This is a genomic window from Sorangium sp. So ce448 (genome assembly GCF_051520915.1).
Taxonomy (GTDB): domain Bacteria; phylum Myxococcota_A; class Polyangia; order Polyangiales; family Polyangiaceae; genus Sorangium; species Sorangium cellulosum_B.
In genome coordinates this window covers 8,646,560-8,666,049 of record NZ_CP150343.1, presented here as the reverse complement: position 1 = coordinate 8,666,049, position 19,490 = coordinate 8,646,560, and the positions used below count along the sequence as shown (strand labels likewise).

General features: G+C 69.3%; 9 protein-coding genes. 3 read left to right on the top strand and 6 right to left on the bottom strand.

The window, feature by feature from the left end; translation table 11 throughout:
* Positions 1-36: 36 nt before the first annotated feature.
* A complete protein-coding gene (locus WMF45_RS32675) occupies positions 37-5,019 on the bottom strand; it encodes a zinc-dependent metalloprotease (protein WP_437708979.1) in 4,983 nt (1,660 codons plus the stop codon).
* 518 nt (positions 5,020-5,537) lie between these two features.
* On the opposite strand from WMF45_RS32675, the gene WMF45_RS32670 reads away from it, so the two are divergent.
* Positions 5,538-7,637 carry a serine/threonine-protein kinase gene (locus tag WMF45_RS32670; RefSeq protein ID WP_437708977.1) on the top strand — a complete coding sequence of 700 codons (2,100 nt, stop codon included), beginning with the start codon at positions 5,538-5,540 and terminating at the stop codon, positions 7,635-7,637.
* A gap of 81 nt (positions 7,638-7,718) precedes the next feature.
* On the opposite strand, the gene WMF45_RS32665 is transcribed toward WMF45_RS32670, so the two are convergent.
* Positions 7,719-8,828 carry a THUMP domain-containing class I SAM-dependent RNA methyltransferase gene (locus tag WMF45_RS32665; protein WP_437708975.1) on the bottom strand — a complete coding sequence of 370 codons (1,110 nt, stop codon included), beginning with the start codon at positions 8,826-8,828 and terminating at the stop codon, positions 7,719-7,721.
* A 311-nt stretch (positions 8,829-9,139) separates the two neighbouring features.
* Between WMF45_RS32665 and WMF45_RS32660 the strand changes: the two genes are divergently transcribed.
* Positions 9,140-9,469, top strand: a complete 330-nt coding sequence (locus tag WMF45_RS32660) for an SPW repeat domain-containing protein (protein WP_437708973.1) — start codon at positions 9,140-9,142, stop codon at positions 9,467-9,469.
* 221 nt (positions 9,470-9,690) lie between these two features.
* Positions 9,691-10,428, top strand: coding sequence for a pyridoxine 5'-phosphate synthase (locus WMF45_RS32655; RefSeq protein ID WP_437708971.1), 738 nt, complete (start codon positions 9,691-9,693; stop codon positions 10,426-10,428).
* Positions 10,429-10,491: 63 nt separating this feature from the next.
* Here WMF45_RS32655 and WMF45_RS32650 read toward each other — a convergent pair whose 3' ends face one another.
* From WMF45_RS32650 to WMF45_RS32635, 4 genes are all read right to left on the bottom strand, one after another.
* Complete coding sequence (locus tag WMF45_RS32650) at positions 10,492-15,942, bottom strand: AAA family ATPase (RefSeq protein ID WP_437708970.1); 5,451 nt, start codon at positions 15,940-15,942, stop codon at positions 10,492-10,494.
* A gap of 21 nt (positions 15,943-15,963) precedes the next feature.
* Positions 15,964-17,583 carry a hypothetical protein gene (locus WMF45_RS32645; RefSeq protein ID WP_437708968.1) on the bottom strand — a complete coding sequence of 540 codons (1,620 nt, stop codon included), beginning with the start codon at positions 17,581-17,583 and terminating at the stop codon, positions 15,964-15,966.
* A 37-nt stretch (positions 17,584-17,620) separates the two neighbouring features.
* Complete coding sequence (locus tag WMF45_RS32640; RefSeq protein ID WP_437708966.1) at positions 17,621-18,706, bottom strand: hypothetical protein; 1,086 nt, start codon at positions 18,704-18,706, stop codon at positions 17,621-17,623.
* An 89-nt stretch (positions 18,707-18,795) separates the two neighbouring features.
* Positions 18,796-19,332 (bottom strand): hypothetical protein, encoded by a 537-nt coding sequence (locus tag WMF45_RS32635; RefSeq protein WP_437708964.1) that lies wholly within the window; start codon positions 19,330-19,332, stop codon positions 18,796-18,798.
* Positions 19,333-19,490: the final 158 nt, after the last annotated feature.

Here is a 19,490-nt window from a genome sequence, read left to right as displayed (position 1 = left end):
GCCCCGGCGCGGGGCCCCGGCGTGAGGAGGCGCGGCTCAGTCGGGGAAGATGCCCAGCTGCTCCGGGTCGGCGAGGCCGAACTGGGCCATCATCTTGAGCAGGTAGTCAGGCACCGACTTGTAGCCCCTCAGCTCGTACGCGTAGTGGTTCTTGTAGATCGTGAGCTGGGTGCAGTTCTCGTTGATGTTCTGATCGCACGCCGGCACCTCCTTGAGCGGGCCGACCGCGGGCACGTCCTTGATCGCCGGATCCGGGATGATGATCGCGGCGCCGTCCGGGTGGTACGTGATCATCGCGCGACCGTACTTGTTGAAGCCGGGGCCGTAGTCGGCGACGTACGCGGGATCCGCGGGGATGCTGTCCGTCGGGTTGCCCGGCTGCGCCTCGTGCCTCGCGTCGAGCTGGTAGCCCTTCGCGGTGAGGGCGTTGGCGTACTCGAGCACGCGGGCCGCGATGCCCTTCTGCACCCACTTGCCGCCGGAGTCCTCGCAGGCCGCCCTGTTCTTGCCGGCCCCGAAGAGGCACTCCATGCCGTACGTGCGGGCGTAGTAGACCTGCCCGGACGTCGGGTCCTGCCACTCGATGCGCTGCTCGAAGCCCGGGTCCGCGTCGCTGCCGAGCCGGTAGACGCGCATCATGTCGAGCCAGTTCGTCTTGCCGTTCGCGGGGATGTTCGCGAGCGTCCACGCGATCAGGAACTTCTGCACCTCCCAGCCGATCTGCGGATCGACCGCGACGGTCCGGTCCACGACGGCCGGGTCGAAGTCGCCGCCGATGTAGTTCGTGCAGAGGTTCTTCCCGTCGGTCGGGAAGCAGACCTTCGGCCCCTCGTTCGGCCACCAGCTGACCCAGCCCATCGGGCGCGCCGGGAACTCCTTCGCCAGCGGGTCGGGATCCTTGCTCGCCGTGTCGAGCACCGGGAAGCCGTCCTCGCCGGCCTCGAGGCGAGGCGCGAGGAGCGAGCGATCGCCGGTGAGGGCGTTGGCGAGCACGCGGCGGTAGCCCTCGGGCAGCACGTCGGCCATGCCGACCGCGCGGAAGCGGGCGTCGTAGAAGTCGCGGCGGGACTGGCTCACGAACCGGTCCTCCGACTCGGAGAGCAGGATGGCCGTGTGGATCTTGTCGTAGTAGCTGCCCGCGTTGAACGAGTAGTCGGTGTCGAAGTCGCCGTTGGTCTCCGAGTTCCTGTTCTCGAGCGGGTGACCGCCGAACCCGATGTCCTTCAGGTAGCCGGTCGAGCCGTTCGGGATCTGCACAAGCACCGGGCTGTTGGTCGTGCCGCCGAAGGAGCCGAAGTCCTCGCCGGCGCCGTAGTCGTCGCCGTCGAGGTTCGAGCGGAGGACCGGGTCGTTGAACAGCGGATCGCGCAGGTAGTGCGGCCCCTCCTCCGGGCGGGCGAGCTGCCTCGTGAAGTGATCGAACGCCACCGTCGCGGCCACGACGTTCTCCTGCAGGCTGCCCTCGACGAGGAGCGGCCACAGCGTGTCGAACGACAGGCCCTGGTTCGTCGCGAGATCCTGGTAGATCGTCCCGTAGAACCCGATGCCGCCGGCGATGCCGAGCATCTTCTCGTTGTAGCGGCTGTAGGACCTGTCCGCCGCGGCGCGGACGCTGAACGTCGTCCGGTTGCGCCGGAAGTTGTCGAGGATGTGCCTGTTCTCCTGGGTGGTGAGCAGGAACATCAGCTGCTCGTACGGGTCGGCGCCGTTGTCGTGACGGAAGACCGAGACGTTGCCGGTGTCGGCCCAGTTGTCGGTCGCGAACCCGTACGGCACGCGGACGCGGTTCTGGGCGTCGACCGCCGGACCGCCGCGGAAGGCGCCGATCGCGGTCTCGCTGTCCTGCGGCTTGCGCAGCTCCTTCCAGCCGACGTAGTCCACCGGCTGCTGGCGGCAGCGCTTCGTCTCCTGGCCGACCTTGACGATGCCGCCGTCGAGGAGCGGGTGCCACTTGCCGTCGAGCTGCTCGTTCCACGTCGCGGGCGGGGTCGCCTCCACGTCGTAGCAGTCGCGGATGACCTCGTACTGCGATTGCAGCTGGGAGTAGTGGAAGTCGTTGACGCTGGGCGCGCTCGTGGCGTTGCCCTTCGCGAACATGCCGTACTTGATGCCGGCCAGCCCGCCGAAGTTGTCCGTCGCGGCGAGGAGCCCGCCGCCGACCCTGCCGCCGGCGAGGTAGTTGCGGTCGCCGTTGTCGTAGACGCTCACGTTGTCGCCGTAGAAGAAGCGCGCGGCGGCGAAGTCGTAGACGCCCAGGCCCACCAGGTCCTGCGAGACGTCGCCCGGGTAGTCCATGACCGTGGAGTGCTGGAACATCCAGATCATGTTCTTCTGCTCTTCGTCCGTGATCCCGTCGTAGTAGCGGGGCCCGACGCACTCCTCCGGGCTCTCGCCCGCCTCACCGGTGCACTCCGCCTTGACCTTCCCGTTCTTCGTCCTGAGCTGCCAGTACTGGGGCCGGAAGAAGAGCGAGGCGTAGCTGCTCACGAAGTTGTGCCGGAGGCCGATGGAGTGCCCCATCTCGTGCGCGATGACCGCGTACTGGTAGCGGCGCTGGATGTACTTGAACATCTTCTCGTAGCGCCCCCGCTTCTCGTCGGCCGTCTCGCCGTCGCCGACGGGGAACTTCTCGCGGAGCGCCTCCGCGAGGCCCGTCATCGCCGAGGCCTCGGGGGCCTCGTGCAGGATGCAGGCGCCGCGCTCGGCGAGCGCGTTGTCGTGCATGCGGCGGAGCTGCGAGTGCATCTTCGGGTTGTTCATCGCGAACGGCGACGCCGCGTCCGCGAGCGGGCCCTCGATGGGCAGGCCGGCGGGGACGCCCGCCCGCTTCAGCATCGCCGGGTTCAGGAGCTCCGACTCGGCGAGGCTGCCCCGGGCGGCCTTCATGCGGGCGCCCACGACCGCCTGCTGCGGGGAGGGGAGGTCGCCCCGCACCGCGATGTCGGCGACCTTCGCCTTCATCGGCTCGATGAGCGACTTGAGCTGGGGGGAGACGCCCTGCGCGACGAGGCCCGCGTACGCCTCGGCGTCGAGCTTCGTGGCGCTCGCGAGCCGCGACGTGACCTCCTGCTTCGTCATCGTGGGCCCCTGGCCGCCGCCGGACATCCGGCTCGCCTGCGCCCAGTCGCGGATGTACTTGCCGTCGGTGATCTCGGAGGTCGGGATCTCGCCGTTGATGTAGCGGACGATGTCGACGAGCTGCTGCGCCGCGGAGTCGGTGACGTGGCTCCAGATGTTGATGCTGGCGGCCACCTTCTCGCCCGTGATCGGGTCGTCGGCGTCGACCATGATGCCCCAGGGCGACGGGGTCTGCGGCTTCTCGACGATGAGCACGCTGTTGTAGCGAAGGTCGCCGAGCCGCGGGGCGACGCGCTCCTCGAGGGGAACGCTCGTGTCGCCGCAGGCGGGGTGATCGCCCTCGATGATGGGGTTGTGGCAGAGCACGATCACCGAAGGCTGCGTGACGACGCTCCCGATCGCGAGCGTCGCCGGGTCGCCGCCGCGCCGCTGAGAGAGCTGCTCCACGGCCTGCTTGGCCTGGTCGTCGCACACCGACGCGTCCCAGCCCTGCTCGCGGCGGCACGCGTTCAGCGCGCGCGAGAGCGCGACGGCCTCGTCGATGTCGTCCTGCTGGCCCTTCCACATCGGGAACTTCGCGTCGCAGTCCTGGCCGCCCGTCTTCCGGCACTCGACGAGGCGCGACGTCTGGATCGCGGTCTTCATCGCGAGATCCCACTCCTCGGTCGCCCACTGGGTCGCCTCGAAGATGTCCTCCGACGTGTTGCCGCCGACGTACCAGGGGATGACGACCGCCTCGCGCTCCGTGTAAGGCAGCGTGCACTTCTGCTTGTACACGTCGCACTGCGAGCCGGCGCCGGCCGCCGCGCACGCGTCCGCGGTGCCGTCCTTGTTGTCATCGAGGTTCGGATCGGCGTTCACGTCGCCGCCCGGGGCCGTCTCCCGGGTCGCGCAGGCGATCGCGCCCTCCATCGCCTCGGGATCCGCGTAGAAATGGCTGCGCTTCCAGAGGTTGTAGCGGGCCGCGAAGCGCCGCCACTGGTTGTCCACGATGCCGTAGTTGCGCTCGTAGCCGTAGCGGTAATCGAAGTTGAAGATGCCGAAGGCCTGGAACCTCACGCCGTCGAAGTCGACCGGCTCGTAGTCGTTGTCGACCACCTTCTTGAACGACTGCCGGATCGTGATCTCGACCGGGTTGCAGTTGCCGTACGGGTCGGTGCCGCCGGCGAAGTCGCCAGGGAGCATGCAGGCCGGGTACTTGTCGATGCCCCAGCCGAGGCTCGAGAGGTCGAGCATCGCGGGCGTGGCGAACGCCTTCGTCGTGACGTCGAAGTAGCCGTTCTTGCCGTCGAACCGCGGGGCGTCGGCGGAGGCAGGGTCGCTGACGTAATAGGCGAGCGGCTCGTACTCGACACCTCCGTAGAGGCCGATCTGCGACAGGGTGTCGAAGTTGTAGGCGTCGGTCGCGAGGTTGCGGGACCAGTCGACGCGGATGTACTCGCGCTCGTACCAGAGCCGGTCGCTCGTGTTCTCGACGATGACGTTCGACTCCTCGCCGGTCGACGGGTTGTAGTCGCGCACGATGTCGAAATGCGACTCGATCGCGTAGCTCGCGACGATCTGGCCGTCGTTCGTCGACTTCTTGGTGAGCCCGTTGTAGTTGTTGCCCTTGCCGTCGGTCCCCTCGATGCGCTCGTAGGCGAGCCGGGCGTTGAGCTGGCGCTCGGTGATCTCCCACTTGATCCGGGAGACGGGCTGGGCGTAGGTCGACGTGAAGAGGCCATCTTGGGCGGCGCCGTACCCGACGTCGACGACCGTACCCCGCATGTAGAACTCGGGGTCATCGACGATGTCTTTCAGGTCCCCTCCAACGAAGAAGGACTTGGCGAGCGCATCGCTCTGCACCCTTCTGATGGACGGCCGCTCCTCGGCGCAGCCCGCCCCCACGACGGTCAGCGCGACGGTGCCGAGGAGCACCGCACGCCTAAAAATTCGATTCATCAACGATCCTCCGGAAGCTGCCTGTCGAGATCGACGCACAAGCTGACCCTTCACGGCGCACAGGGCGCAGCGCGAGGTAGTCCCCCCAAGGCAAGAACGTTGCCAACGCTCGCCGACGCTCGAACGCGAGCTCTTTCGATAAGTTAAGCACCTGTCGCACATGCGCATCGGGGGTGGCGTTAAAGAGTTAACTGTTGCCGGACGAGCTCGCGACCGGCGCCCGTCTCCGGGGTGACGGCGGACGCAGCGGTGCTCGGGACGGTCGATGGCGCGCGGCGCGCCCGCGCGCACGCGCGCACGCGCGCCGCCGGGGGCCGACAAGTCGTCGGCTGTCGAGTTCTTTGGTATGGTCGCCGCGTGCACTCTCCCTCGCATCGGACGCGCGGGTCGCGCGGGCGCGCGGACAGCCGTGGGCGCAGCGCTCTCCTGCGCGAGGGGCACGGCCGCCCTGGGGCGGGCATGCGGCGCGGCCGCCCGGAAGCGGGCGAGCGGGGCAGACGCCGGCAGGTGCCTGGCGCATGAGGCATGAGGCGCTCCTCGGCCGCAAGGTGGCCGGGCGGTTCACGATCACCCGCTTCCTCGGCGAGGGCGGCATGGCCAGCGTCTTCATCGCGGAGCGCGACGCCGAGCCCCGCCGGGTGGCGATCAAGATCATGAACCCGGAGTTCACCGCGGACCGCGCGTTCATCCGGCGCTTCCAGCGCGAGGCGAAGGCCGCGGCGCGGGTGAAGCACCCGAACTCCGTCAAGATCTTCGAGTACGGGGTCGAGGGCGCCCTCAGCTACATCGTGATGGAGCTGCTCTCGGGGGACGACCTCTACGTCCTCCTCGAGCGCCACGGCGCGATCGGCCAGGCGCGGGCGGTCCGCATCCTCTCGGAGGTGTGTGAGGCGCTCGCGGTCGCCCACGAGATGGGCGTCGTGCACCGTGATCTGAAGCCCGAGAACGTCATGGTGGTCCCCGATCCCATGCACCCTCACGGCGAGCGGGTGAAGGTGCTCGATTTCGGGATCGCCAAGATCCTCGACACGGGCTCGTCCGGCGAGGAGCCCGAGCTCCTCGCCGACCCGCTGTCCGTCGTGACGCGCGCGGGCACGTTCGTCGGCACGCCGGCCTACATGGCTCCGGAGCAGTGCGGGCTGCTGCCGGTGGATCAGCGGGCCGACCTGTACACCTGCGGGGTCCTCCTGTTCCAGCTCGTCACGGGGCGGCTGCCGTTCGAGGGCGAGACGCCGCTCCACACGGCGACGCTCCACATCCATGCGCCGGTGCCGGCGCCGAGCAGCTGCGCGCCCGGGATCCATCCGCGCCTCGAGGCGCTGATCGTGAAGGCGCTCGCCAAGGAGCCGGCGGACAGGTACCAGACGGCGCGTGAGCTCGGGTACACGCTGCACTGCCTGCTGGCCGAGCTGCCCGACACGGCCGTGGGGCTCGGGCCGATCTCGCGCCGGCAGCCGAGCTCGCTGTTCTCGCGGGACGCGTCGCTGCAGCGGGGGCCGATGTCGCTCCCGCCGTTGACGTCGCTGCCGAGCTCGACGTCGGCGCCGCTCTCCGGCCAGGCCCCGAGGGCGGAGCTCTCGATCGAGTCGGCCCGGACGCTCGTCTCCGGGGGGGCCGGCGGGAGGGCTGGCGCCGAGGCCGCGCGTCCGCCGCCGGTGGTGCTTCACCACGGGTCGCCTCCCTCGGAGCTCCCGCAGACGCTCGATCCGCAGGCGGTCGCGCCGGGGGCGGGCGCCGAGCCGCAGCGCTGGGCCGGGGAGTCGGTGCCGGAGATCTCGCTGCAGCTTCCGTCCTGGTCCCACGGCCCCAGCGAGGCGCTGCTCTCGGGGAACGGCCTGGACGAGCCGGGCGCGGACGACGGCGCGAGCGGGGACGACGACAGCACGCTCACCATGGTCCGTCGCGACGAGCTGCTCGGTCCGGCGAAGGTGCGAGTCCACACGGCGGCCTATGACGACGGCGACGAGCTCGACATCACGCCTCCTGGCCGCGAGGTGAAGGCGACGCTCCGCTCCGCCGAGGACTTCGGGCTGGGCACACCCGAGAAGCGGGCCGAGGTCGGCCTGGTGCGCGTCGATTCCGTGCCTGTCCCGGCGACGCCGCAGAGCCCGCTCGACGGCGGGGCGGCGGGGGCGTGGGACAGGAGATCGCCGCGCGCCGCTAACACGCTCCGGCTGGTCTCGTCCCACCCCCCGGCCGAGAGCCAGATGCCCACGGTGACACCCGGCGAGCTCCAGGCGGCGAGCCCGCAGGGGTTCGGGGCGATGGGGTTCGGCGCGGCGAGCGCGGAGACCGTCGGGGACTCCGCGGCGGTCGTGCGGAGAGCGCCGGCCGCGGCCGACAGCGCCTCGCCGGCAGCCCCGGCGGCGGCCCCGGCGGCGTCGGTGCCGTTCGAGCTCGCCGCGACCATCGCAGAGCAGCGCACGGTGCTGGAGCGCCGCGCGACGATGCCCGATCACGTCGTCGTGCCCCAGGCGCCGCCCGCGGCTGCGCCGGCGCCTCCGCAGGCGCGGGAGCCGAGCTGGCTCGCCGGCAAGCGGGGGCTCATCATCGGCTTCGTCGCCGGGATGCTCCTGACGGCGCTGGCGATGTTCCTTGTGATGCGCCTGCTCTCCTGACGTCTCGCACGTCTCGCACGTCTCGCACGTCTCGCACGCGCCCTCCCGCGCGGCGCGCCCTCTCCGACGCCGCGCGCCGCTTCAGGGGATGTCGTACGTCAGCAGCCGGCACTCGATCGGGCCGTTGAACACGACGAGCGACCGCTCCGGCCTCCGGCGCATGGCGTGCTCGATGTCCTCGGTGCCGGCGAGGATGGCGACGCGGTGGCCCGCGAGCCGCGACAGCGCCGCCGCCATGTCGCGGTAGAGGGCCAGCGTCCCCGGCAGGCGCTCGCCGTACGGCGGGTTGGTCAGGACGTGGCCCGGCGGCGCGGTCGGGGCGAGCGCGGTGATGGACTGACAGCGGACCTCGATCTGCACGCCGGCCATCCGGGCGTTGCCGCGGGTGATCTCGGCGGCGCGGGGGTCGATGTCGGCGGCGACGATCGCGGGGCCATCCGGCCGGATCCGCGCGCGGGCGGCGTCGCGGAGCTCGGTCGTGCGCCGCGCGGCGGCCTGATCGTGGCACGCCCACCGCTCGAAGCCGAAGCGCTGCGCGCGCAGGCCGGGGGCGATGTCCCGCGCCCAGAGCGCGGCCTCGAGGGCGATGGTGCCGGCGCCGCACATCGGGTCGACGAACGGGCGGGCGCGGTCCCAGCCGGAGAGGCGGAGCAGCGCGGCGGCGAGCGTCTCCTTGAGCGGCGCGCCGCCGATGTGCGTGCGGTAGCCGCGGCGGTGGAGCGCGGCGCCGCCGAGGTCGGCGTAGAGCGTCGCGCGGTCGCGGACGAGGTGGAGGAAGAGGGCGAGATCCGGGTCGTCGAGGTCGACCGACGGGCGGGCGCCGACGCGGCGCCGGATCTGGTCGACGATGGCGTCCTTGGTCCGCTGCGCGATGAACTGGGTGTGGGTCAGCGCGCTCGAGCGGCAGGAGGCGCGGACGGCGAGCGTGTGGACCGGGCTCAGGTAAGGGGCCCAGTCGACGCGCGAGACGCCCTCGTAGAGCGCGTCCCCGCTGGGCGCGTCGAACGAGGCGAGCTCGACGAGCACGCGCACGGCGGTGCGGAGCTCGATGCACGCGCGGAAGCCCTCGTCCGGCGGGCCGGAGAAGTGGACGCCGCCGCGATCCGCGCGGACGCCGCGGAACCGGTGCTCGCGGAGCTCGTCGCGGAGGGCGGGCTCGGTTCCTTTGGCGGCGGTCGCGAAGAAGTCCATGGCGACGGGGCTTCTAGCCGAACCGCCGCGCGGCGGCCCTCATGAACGCGGCCTCTGGCCGCGCGGCCGCTCCCGGGGCGAGGCGCATGGCACTGGATTCGCACGGCGTTCGCTGGGCTCTCGGGTGTGTGGACCGGGCGCAGGGACGCCGGCGCTCGGCGGGTGGGGTGAGCGGGCTCCGCGATCGGCGGGCCGAGGCCGCTCGGGGCAGGACGCCTGCGGCGAGCGGGCAGAGCGAGGGAGCCAGGGCGTCGCGCGGCGGAGGCGCCGGCACGGCGATCCGCGAGGGAGGGAGGCCAATGGAGCATCGGATGGCGGCTTTGCGTGGCATCAACATCGCGCTCGGGATCTGGCTCTTGATCTCCGCGTTCCTCTGGCGCCACGGCCGGGAGGAGTTCACCAACACCTGGGTGGTGGGCGCGCTGTGCGTCGTCTTCGCCCTGATCGCGCTCTGGGCGCCCAGGGCGCGTTACGCCACCGCGATCCTGGCGGTGTGGCTCTTCGTCAGCGCCTGGACGATACCGGCGCTGCTGATGGCGACGGTGTGGAACAACGCGCTCGTCGCCGTCGGCATCCTCGTCGTGTCGCTCCTCGCGACCGACGTCGCGGTGCGGGGCTCGCGGGCCGCGCGGCGCGTGTAGGCGCCGAACGGCCGCGCCGCGCGGGGAGCGCCGCCGCGGCCGGAGGGCCGGCCCGGGAGCGCAACGGCGCTCCCCCAGTTGCGCGCCGACGGCGCTCCCCAGCTGCGCGCTGGCGGCGCGCTCCCGGCTGCGCTGGCGGCGCGCCGCGTGTTCGCCTCGCGGCGTCGATCGTGTATAGCGGCGTCGCGAGCGCCGCGCACGAGCCGGCGAGAGGATGTCCCATGAAGCTCAGCGTCAACGTGAACAAGATCGCGCTCCTGCGGAACTCGCGGGGACACGACGCCCCGAATGTCCTCTCCTTCGCCCGGAAGATCGTGGACTACGGAGCCCACGGCATCACCATCCATCCGAGGGCGGACCGGCGGCACATCACGCCCGACGACGCGCGGGCGGTGACTCGCCACATCACCACGGTGGAGACGAACTTCGAGGGTGATCTCCGCGAGGAGTTCCTGGATCTCACGCTCGAGCTCAGGCCGACCCAGTGCACGCTGGTCCCGGTCACTCCGGGCGAGCTCACCTCGCATCGCGGCTGGGACGTCGCGAAATGGCGCTTCGTCCTCCAGCCCGTGGTGAAGCGGCTCAAGGAGGAGGGGATCCGGACAAGCCTCTTCGTCGAGGCCGACCCGGCGGTGGTGCCCGTGGTCGCGGAGATCGGGGCCGATCGCATCGAGATCTACACGGGTCCTTACGCGCAGGCGTTCGATCGCGGCGAACACCGCGCGGAGCTCGACAAGATCGTCGCGACCGTGAGGGCCGCCGTGGCGGCCGGGGTCGGGATCAACGCGGGGCACGACCTCACCGTGGAGAACCTCGCGCCGCTCGTCCGCGAGGCGCCGCAGATTCAAGAGGTGTCGATCGGTCACCACCTCGTGGCGCACGCGCTCGAGGTCGGGATGAAGCAGTCCGTGCGCGACTACCTCGCGGCGGTCGAGGGGCGCCCCGCGCCGGCTCCGTAGCGGGGGCCCGGCCGGCCGCGCCGGCCAGCGCCGCGCTCGCCCCGCCGGCGGCGCCGGCCCTGGTCAGCTCCGGTGTTTGCTCAGCGGATTGACCGCGACGTCAGCCACCGGCGCGGCCGCGGACGGGCGGGACGCGGGGCCACGCACCGGCAGCTCCACGATGAACTCCGCGTGGCGCCCCTTCTCGGTGTTCCCGAGGCGGATCACGCCTCCATGGCCGTGACGCACGATCTCATAGCAGATGGAGAGCCCTAGCCCTGTGCCCTGCCCGTTGGGCTTGGTCGTGAAGAACGGGTCGAAGATCCTCTCACGGATGGGCTCCGGTATCCCGGTGCCGTTGTCCCAGACCCGGATCTCGGCGATCGACCCGACCCGGCGCGTCGACACCCGGATGCGAGGTGGCTCCGCCGCGGCGCCCCTCTCCGCCCGCGCCCGCTCACCCACGGAGTAGAGCGCGTTGTTGACCAGGTTGATGATCACGCGAGCGAGCTCCTGATCCATCACCTCGATCGGCGGGAGCGAAGCGTCGAACTCCTTCTCGACCACCACGTCCAGGGCGGGCGCCGCGGCGAGCTTGCCGACCATCGCGAGCTCGACCGACTTCTCGACAAGCGCGTTCAAATTCACCGGCTCTCGGACGCCCGACAGGACACGGGAGTGCAGCAGCATGTTGTTCACGATGGCGTTCGCGCGCTTGCCGTGCTCCGCGATCTTGTTCGCGTTGATCCTCAGCATCGGGAGCACCTCCCTGATCTTCGCCATGACCTCGCCGGTGTGCGGGTCGTCGAGATGGATCTCGGTCGAGAGACCGATGAGCTCATCCGCGAATCGAACGGACAGCTCGGCGAAGTTGTTGACGAAATTCAGCGGGTTCTTGAGCTCGTGAGCGACTCCCGCGGTGAGGTTGCCGAGCGACGCCATCTTCTCCGCCTGGATCAGCTGCTGCTGGGTCTGCTGGAGGTGCTCGAGCGTCGACGCCAGCGCGACGTTCTTGCGCTTGAGCTCCTCGGTCCGCTCGTCGACCTTCCGCTCGAGATCGTTGTAGAGCCGCGCGTTCTCGATCGAGATCGCGACCTGCGACGAGAGCAGTCGGAGCACCTTCAGCCGATCCGAGGTGAAGGTGTCGGTGATGAGGTTGTTCTCGAGATACAGCACACCGACGAGCTGCCCCTGATGAACGAGCGGGGCACAGAGCACCGACCTCGGCTGGCAACGCACGACGTAGGGGTCGCTGACCAGCCGCTCATCCCGGGCCGCGTCGCGCAGCACGACGCTCTCCCGCGTCCTGGCGACGTAGTTCACCAGCGCGTGCGGGAGATCCGGGCTCTGATCCATCGGGATCGACTGCAGCACGGTGACCTCGCCGGACGCGATCGTCCCCTTGGCCTCGATCACCAGGTGGCCGTCTTCCTTGATGAGGAGGACTCCCTTCTCTGCGCCTGCGTTCTCGAGCATGATCTGCATGATCCTGTCCAGGAGCCGGCCGAGCATGATCTCGCTGGAGAGCACCTGGGACGCCTTGACGACCGTGGTCAAGTCGAGATCCTGGGGCGTCGGCGACGCCGTCACGGCGGTGCCGCTCTGATGCTTGACCTGCGCCGGAGACGACCGCATGAGGAGCACCGGATACTGCTCGTCGAGCGCGCGGACCTTGGTGTGCGCGCCCCAGGTGAGATAGCAGCCGCGCGCCTCCTGGAGGTACGAGCCGGCCAGCTGCGGTTTGCCCCTGTTCAGATGGAACAGCGCCGCGCGCTCGCACGCCAAAGCCACCTCGTGGAGGTACTCGCTCTTCCGCGCGGCGGAGATCGCGTCGTCGTAGAGCCTCGCCGCCTGCCTGGATCGGCCCTCCACGCGCGCCTCCTCGGCCAGCACAAGCGCAATTTTGTGGCGGGCGTTCACCGTGCTGTGCTCGGCCCACTTGTGCAAGATCCGCTTTGCCTTGTCGATCGCGCCGCGCAGGCGGCTCCTGTCCGCGCCGTCCGCGTCCGGAAGCAGCGAGAGCGCCGCGAGCGCCCGGTAAAACGCGTGGTGCGGAACGAACGCCGAGCTCGGGTCCAGCATGTCCTTGTAGGCCTCGAGCCGCGACGCGATCTCCACCACCTCGTCATAACGCTCGAACAGGTAGCCGATCTGGAGCGCCAGCAGCAGGTGCTGCGCGCGCTCCATGTCGTCGGTGACGTACGCGTCCGGCTCGAGCGAGTGCTCGTTCGAGCGCAGCGCGGAGGGGTCGGCGTCCTGTAGCTCTCGCGTCCAGCGCAGGGTGATTTGCATGCACTGGACGACCTTCTGGGCGTCCGTCCGTCGTCCGAACTCGAGATACCGGCGAGCCTGCGCGGCGACCTCGGCGATCGGGGTGTCGACCAGAGAGGTCCAGTAGATGTTCAGGCACATGCAGTACGATGCCTGCACCAGGTTGCCGGAGTCGACGGCGCACTGGATCGCCTCCACGAGCAGATCGAGCGCCTCGCGCAGGTGCGATGAGAACACCTCCAGGAAGCTCGCGATGACGAACAGCGTCCTGCACGTCACCGATGGATCATTGAATTTGCGCGCCAGGACCAGGGCGAGCTTGCCGTACGCCGCGCCCGTCTCGGGATCGCGGAGCACCGAGCTGTTGAACATGCCGAAGCAGGCGAACGCGAACGAGGAGGCCTCGGTGTTGCCGTAGGTGAGCGACAGCTGCACGAGCTTGAGGATGATGAGCCCGATGAACTGCTCGCGCTGCAGCAGGTAGGCAGGGAACCAGAGGGTGATGAGCAGACCCATCGCCGCCCGGATCTCCGGCGTCATGCGGTCCGGCAGCTCGCTGAGCTCGCTGATCTGCCTGCCCCGCAGCTTCCATCGAACCTGGGCGAGCTCGAGCAGCACCTCACCGATGTGCGGCTTGGACGACAGCCGTATGCCGAGCAGCTGCAGCGCGAGCAAGCCGGTCTCCACGGCCTGCTCGTACTGGCGCAGGTGCAGGAGCTGGGTCACACGGGCGGTATGCACGGCGACCCGCTCGTCGTCGGCGCGGGCGTTGCGGAGCAGGAGCGCGAACCTCTCATCGGCGTCCGCGAAGCGGGTCATGAGATAGTCGCACTCGGCCCGCTCGAGGTGCAGCGCGAACGTCAGCTCATGACAGCGGCTCCACCCCTCCGCCCCGACGAGCTCGGTGCCGGCGGCGAGGTAGCGCAGCGCCGGTTCGTAGGCGGCGGACGCCTTTGCCCTGCGACCGGCGGTGAGATCGAGCTGCGCGATCTCTTGGCGCTCCGTCGTGTCGCGCACCACCTCGGCGCCGGCGTTCAGGTGATTGACCACCTCGAAGAGCCGCTCCGCGACGCGCTCGGCCGGGAGGCGCCGCCGGAGGAGGCGGCCGATGTCGAGGTGGGTCTTCTTCCGGTCCTGGTCGGGGATGAGCGAATAGGCCGCCTGCTGCACGCGGTCGTGCAGGAACTCGTACGGGACGGCGAGCTCCTCCAGCGACTCATCGAAGGGATCTCCCGGCTCGGCGCCGAGGAGCAGCTTGTACGACTGATCCGTGGGCAGGATGAGGCCCGCTTGCACGGCCTCCCACAGGGCGTCGGCCGTCTCCCGCGGCGAGCGCTCGAACACGATGGACAGGATGTTCGAGTCGAAGCGGCTCCCGATGCAGGCCGCCAGCTTCACCGCGCTCTGCGCCGCGAGCGGGAGCCTCTGCAGCTTGCCGACCAGGAGGTCGACCACGTTGTCCGTGACCCCGACGGACCTGAGCTGATCCATGTCCCAGCGCCACGCGCCCACGCCGCGCTCGTCCGAGAGCGCCGGGTCGAACACGAGCAGCCGCTCTTGATGGAGCGTCTTCAAGAACTCCATGACGAAGAACGGATTGCCGTGCGTCTTGCTGGCCAGGAGCGACGCGAGCGGCCCCGCGCGCTCTTTCGTGCACGAGAGGACGTCGACGAGCCACCCCGTGAGATCGTCCTGGGAGAGCGGCGCCAGCGCGAGGTGGGTGACCCTCGTCGCCTCCACCTGGAGGCGCTCGAACGCGCGGCCCAGCGGGTGGCCGTCCGTGACCTCGTTGTCTCGGTACGCGCCGATCAGCAGCAGGTAGCCGCCGGCGGGGTTGTCGCTCAGGTACCGGAGCAGATCCAGGGACGCGGCGTCCGCCCACTGCAGGTCGTCGAGGAAGAGCACGAGGAGGTGCTCCCTCTGGGCGAAGGCCTGAATGAAGCTCTGGAAGACCTGACGAAACCGGTTCTGAGACTCCGCTGGACCGAGCTGGGGCACGGCCGGCTGCTGGCCGAGGACCAGCTCGAGCTCCGGGATCACATCGACGATGATCTGGCCGTTGGGGCCCAGCGCGCGTCCGAGCCGCGTCCTCCAGACAGAGAGCCGCGCCTCGTCCTCGGTGAGCAGCTGGCGGATGCTCTGCCGGAACGCCTCGATGAGGGAGCTGTAAGGTAGACCCCGATTGAACTGATCGAACTTGCCGGAGAGGAAGCTGCCGGTCTGGCCGACGACGAGCCTGTGGAGCTCGTTGACCAGCGTCGATTTACCGACGCCGGAATAGCCATGGACGAGCACGATCTCGGTGGCGCCTCGGGCGACGCGCTCGAAGGCGCCCGTGAGGGCGGCGACCTCCGCGTCGCGCCCGTAGAGCTTCTGCGGGAACTGCAGCCTCTCCGAGCGATCCTGCCTGCCTGTCGGAAACGGCGCTATCTCGCCGGCGGCGCTCCACCCGGCGAGGCAGGTCTCGAGGTCGATGCGCAGCCCGCGCGCGCTCTGGTAACGGTCCTCGGCCGCCTTGGCCAAGAGGCGCATGACGACGCTCGACAGCGGGGCAGGCACTCCCGGCCGCAGCTCCTCCGGCGGCGTGGGCCGCCGGGCGATGTGACAGTGCACGAGCTCGAGCAGATCGGTGGCCAGGAACGGCGGCCGGCCGGTGAGCATCTGGTACAGCGTCGCCCCGAGCGAGTAGAAATCCGTGCGGTGGTCCAGGGCCCGGTTCATCCGGCCGGTCTGCTCGGGGGACATGTAGGCCAGGGGCCCCTCGATCCGGGCGACGCTCTCGATCGTCTGGCTCTCGCGAGGCAGCCGGGAAGCGATGCTGAAATCCGTGAGCTTGGCGCGGCCGGTCTCCCGCTCGAACAGGATGCTTCCCGGATGGATGTTCTTGTGCGTGATCTCCCGTTCATTCAACGCTTCGAGCGCTCGGCAGAGCTGGATCGCGACGCGGAGGAGCAGCTCGATGTCCAGCCCTTCGGCAGGGATGGCGGAGTGCAGCGGCTCACCCGCGAAATCCTCGAGGACGAGCACCGGCACGCCCTGGTGCTTCTCCAGCCGCTGTACCTTCAGGATGTACGGGCTGTCGAGCATCTGGGCGAGCTGGTGCTCGTGCTTGATGCGCGTGACGTCGAGCAGGGTCGGGTAAGCGACGTGGAGCGCCTTGAGCAGCGCTGGCTGCCCGTCGGCGGATCGGATGGCCCGATAGGTGGCAGTCCGCGCCTCTTCGACGACGGTCGCGGTCACATCGTAGCCCGGGAGGATCTGCATGAGCTCGCCCTTCGCGTGCAGCTACTTCCGCTGCTTCGGCTGAGCGTCGGCCGCGGCCGCGCTCGTCATTCCATAGGCCTGCCTGTCGCCCGCCGGGGCGGCCTTCGGGCTGGCCTTCGTCGCATAGCTCCACAAGAAATCACCGCTGCCGCGCTCTCCCCACGTGATTTTATCCTGCGACCTTCCCCTGGCGATCCTCGCGCCGGAGTGGCAGCCCATGCAGCTCGACGTGTGGAATATCCGGGTCGTCTCGGGGCGTAGCGCGCCGTTCACCTCGGCAGCGACCGCGTTGCCTTTCTGCATGTAGGTCTCCAGGACAGTGTTCACGAGGTAAGATCGGTACGGCCGGCCGCCGGACTCGTTCGCGATGGCATCGGGGAGCTTGTCCGACGGCGACGGCTCGCCCCCGCCGTCCGTCGGCCACTGCGTGCCGACGAGCTCGTAGAACTGCAGGGCAGAGCGGTTCTTCTTGAGCTGCGCCTGGACCTGGCTGTTCAGGGCGGCTGTGTCCTCCGGGATCGGCTGCTGCCGGTGCACCTGCGTGCGGCCGATCCACGGACCCTCCGAGGGCGGCCAGACGCCCTTCTCCGGCGGCTCATTGATCGGGCACAGCGGGCAATCCGGATTGTTGAACGAGGGCTTGAGCGGCTTGCCATTGTGCGTCTCGAGCCGGTTGACATCGACGTTGTCGATGTGCTCGAACGCAGCCCAGATCCATTGCTTCTTGGCCGAGAGCGTCTTGATCATGACGTTCGCGCCCACGAGACCGAACGTCTGCAGCGACGGGCGTGCGCCCGTGCGGACGTACGCCTTCCGGAGGATGAAGCGCCCCTCGAGGTGACTCTCGCTCTCGTCCAGCAGCTTCCACGCGAGCTTGAGCGCGATCGCTGGCGTCTGATCCTCGTGCTGCGTGTTGCCCCAGGGCGCGTCGGGGTTGGCGCAGTCCTCCTCGGGGATGGCGCAGTATTCCGCGCTGTAGGCGATCTGTCCGTCGATGCTGTACAGCGCGTTGTCGTTGAGGTATTTGAACAGACGCTCGCTGTACAGCACCTCGTAATACACCTTGTTGCCGTTCTGGTCCCAGAGGATGCGCGAATCGGCCTGTCTGTCGTCCTGTAGCGTGCGGGAGGCATTGATCGGGAAGCTCGCGTCCGGAGCGCTCCGCTTGGCCTGCTGCTCGGCAGGGTTCCATGCATCGGGTGGGCTGCCGTCCGGCTTGAAGATGTCGTAACTGCTCTTCCAGGTGTCCCACCCATGGGCGCCATCATCCGCGAGGCGAGGCCGCGCGCGGCCGTCCTCGGTCACCGGCCATGCCATCGCGATGAAGGACTGCCATGCCAGGATGTCGTATAGACGGTTGCCTTCCGCGAATTTCCCCCTCTCTATGGTTTTTTTTTGCAGCTCGGGATCGATGTCTCGGGGGAGGGCCGAGCACAGCTTGTCGGTGAAGCCCGGGAACTTGCTCCACAGCTCCGTTCGGCATGTCTCGTCGTCAACCGGCGAGGACGCGCTCGTGTTCTTGAGAGGGGAGGGCGGGGGAGAGGGCCTCTGCTGGTGGTCCGCCGCGGTGCACGACAGGTGTGCCGCGCCCGCCAGGATCATCAAAGCCGATCTGTAGATGGAGGACGAAGGGCGTTTCATGGTGCGACGCTCCAGAATACAGCGTGTATGTCGGTTCTCAGGCGAGGGAGAAGCAGCGTAAGACACCAAGGTAGGCTTTGGCCGACAGTGCTCGATCTGGGCCGAGGACGATCTTCAGGTCGATCCAGCGGCGCACGCGGGACGGCCATTCGTCCTCCCGGCAGCGCTCGCGCGAGGAGCCGGGCCATGCGGTGAGCGCGTCGCGCTGCGAGGGCGTGCAGAGGTCGAGCGACGAGAGCCGCTCGAGCGTCGCGCTCCGGCCCGGGTCCAGCTTCCGGGTCGCGAGATCGAAGAGCTCGATCCCGAGCCGAGGAGCGACGCTGTCTCCGAGGGTGACGTCGATCGTGACGCGCTCGTCCTCGACGCGCAGCGTTTCCAGCAGCTCCTCGACCTCACCGGGGTTGCCCGGCCAGCCCACCCCGAGCAGGTAGCCGGTGAGCCGGTCGCGCGGTAGCGAGACGTTGAGCTTGAGTGTCGCAGGCTGCCTGGCGCTCATGACGGACAGATGAACGACGTGGCCGCCGTCCGGCAACAGGGTGAAGCAGCGAAGCAGCGCGGCCTGGGTCGCCGCCGGGACTGGCCCATCGAGGAGCACGGAGAGGGCCGCCTCGACGAGCCGGAGCCTGCCGCTCGGGCTGAAATCGCGCTCTGCCTCCGGGGCCTCCAGGTTCGTGAGGGGCCTCGGATCCAGGCAGAGGAGCACGGACGGCTCGATCGGACCACGGCGAGCGGCCGGCTGATCGAACTCGAACCAGAGCAGGGGAACCTGCTCGAACAGGAGGGTGCCGGGCGTGGTCCACGCGGCGAGGAGACGCCCTGGAGGGCCCCGGAGCAGATCGGCGTCTTCCGCCGGCGGAAGGCCGCCGGGGGCGACCGGACCTTCGCGGCGCGAGCGCGGGAGCCGAGACGCGAGGAGCTCTCTCCCTTCCGCCAGGACACAGGCAAGAAAGTCGATCCGCGAAGCGGTCGCCCCCAGATGACATTCGAGGGTCAGGACCGAGGCGGCGTCCAGCAGGGCCGGGGCGCAGCGGGCGAAGGCGCGCCAATCTCGCGGTGATACGAGCGTCGGCGGGACATGAGGCTCGACGAGCTCCAGCGTCTTCTCCATCGACCGAACGATCATGCAGCGACCTCTCGTCCTGCCGGGCCGTGCCCGCGTGATGACCACCGACTGCCGCGGTCGGCCTTCGAGCAGCGCTCGAGGCTACCCGCTCACCAGGCCTTGTACCAGGCGTCGCCGTTGAGCTCGGGAACGGCGAGATCCAGCAGGGCCTCGAGCGAACCGTCGTCGGTCGGGCCCCTTGCGATGTGGTTGTCGAGCTTCTTCTTCTGCCGCTCGCTCAGCTCGAACTCGCTCATCAGCGAGCTCCTGGATTCGTTCTTGTGCGCTTCATCGTCGGGGTGGAAGCGATTGTAGACCTCCGCGGTGTGCACAAGATGATAAAGAAAGGACAGGAGACCCGGCTTGCGTACCACGCCGCCCGCCGACGGGGCGGGCGCCTCGTTGCTCGTGATCTTGAAGAGTCTCCCGTTGACCTCATCCTTCGTGAGGTAGAGGACGTTCGCGACGCAGCCGTCGTCGGGGTGCCCCATGTCGCCGCACTTGCTGAACACCTTCTTCTCGGTAGCGCTCAGGCGAAAGTCTTTCAGCACCTTGTTCTTGTCCGCGTTCACGCTGAGGCCCGTGTACCTCAGGTGATAGAGCAATGACAGGACGCCGGGCGGAGTTGTCGTTCTCTCTATGGTCATCGTCATTATTCCCTCACGTGCTGGTCTTGAAGGGCACTTCGCGCGTCGCAGCAGGCGCGCGCGGTCCGGTGAATCGCGTGCTCTGCGAGCTCTCCGGGGCCGTCGCTCGCTGGAGAGAGCCGCCTGCTCCGAGCCGCTCGATCCGGTCAAGAATGATC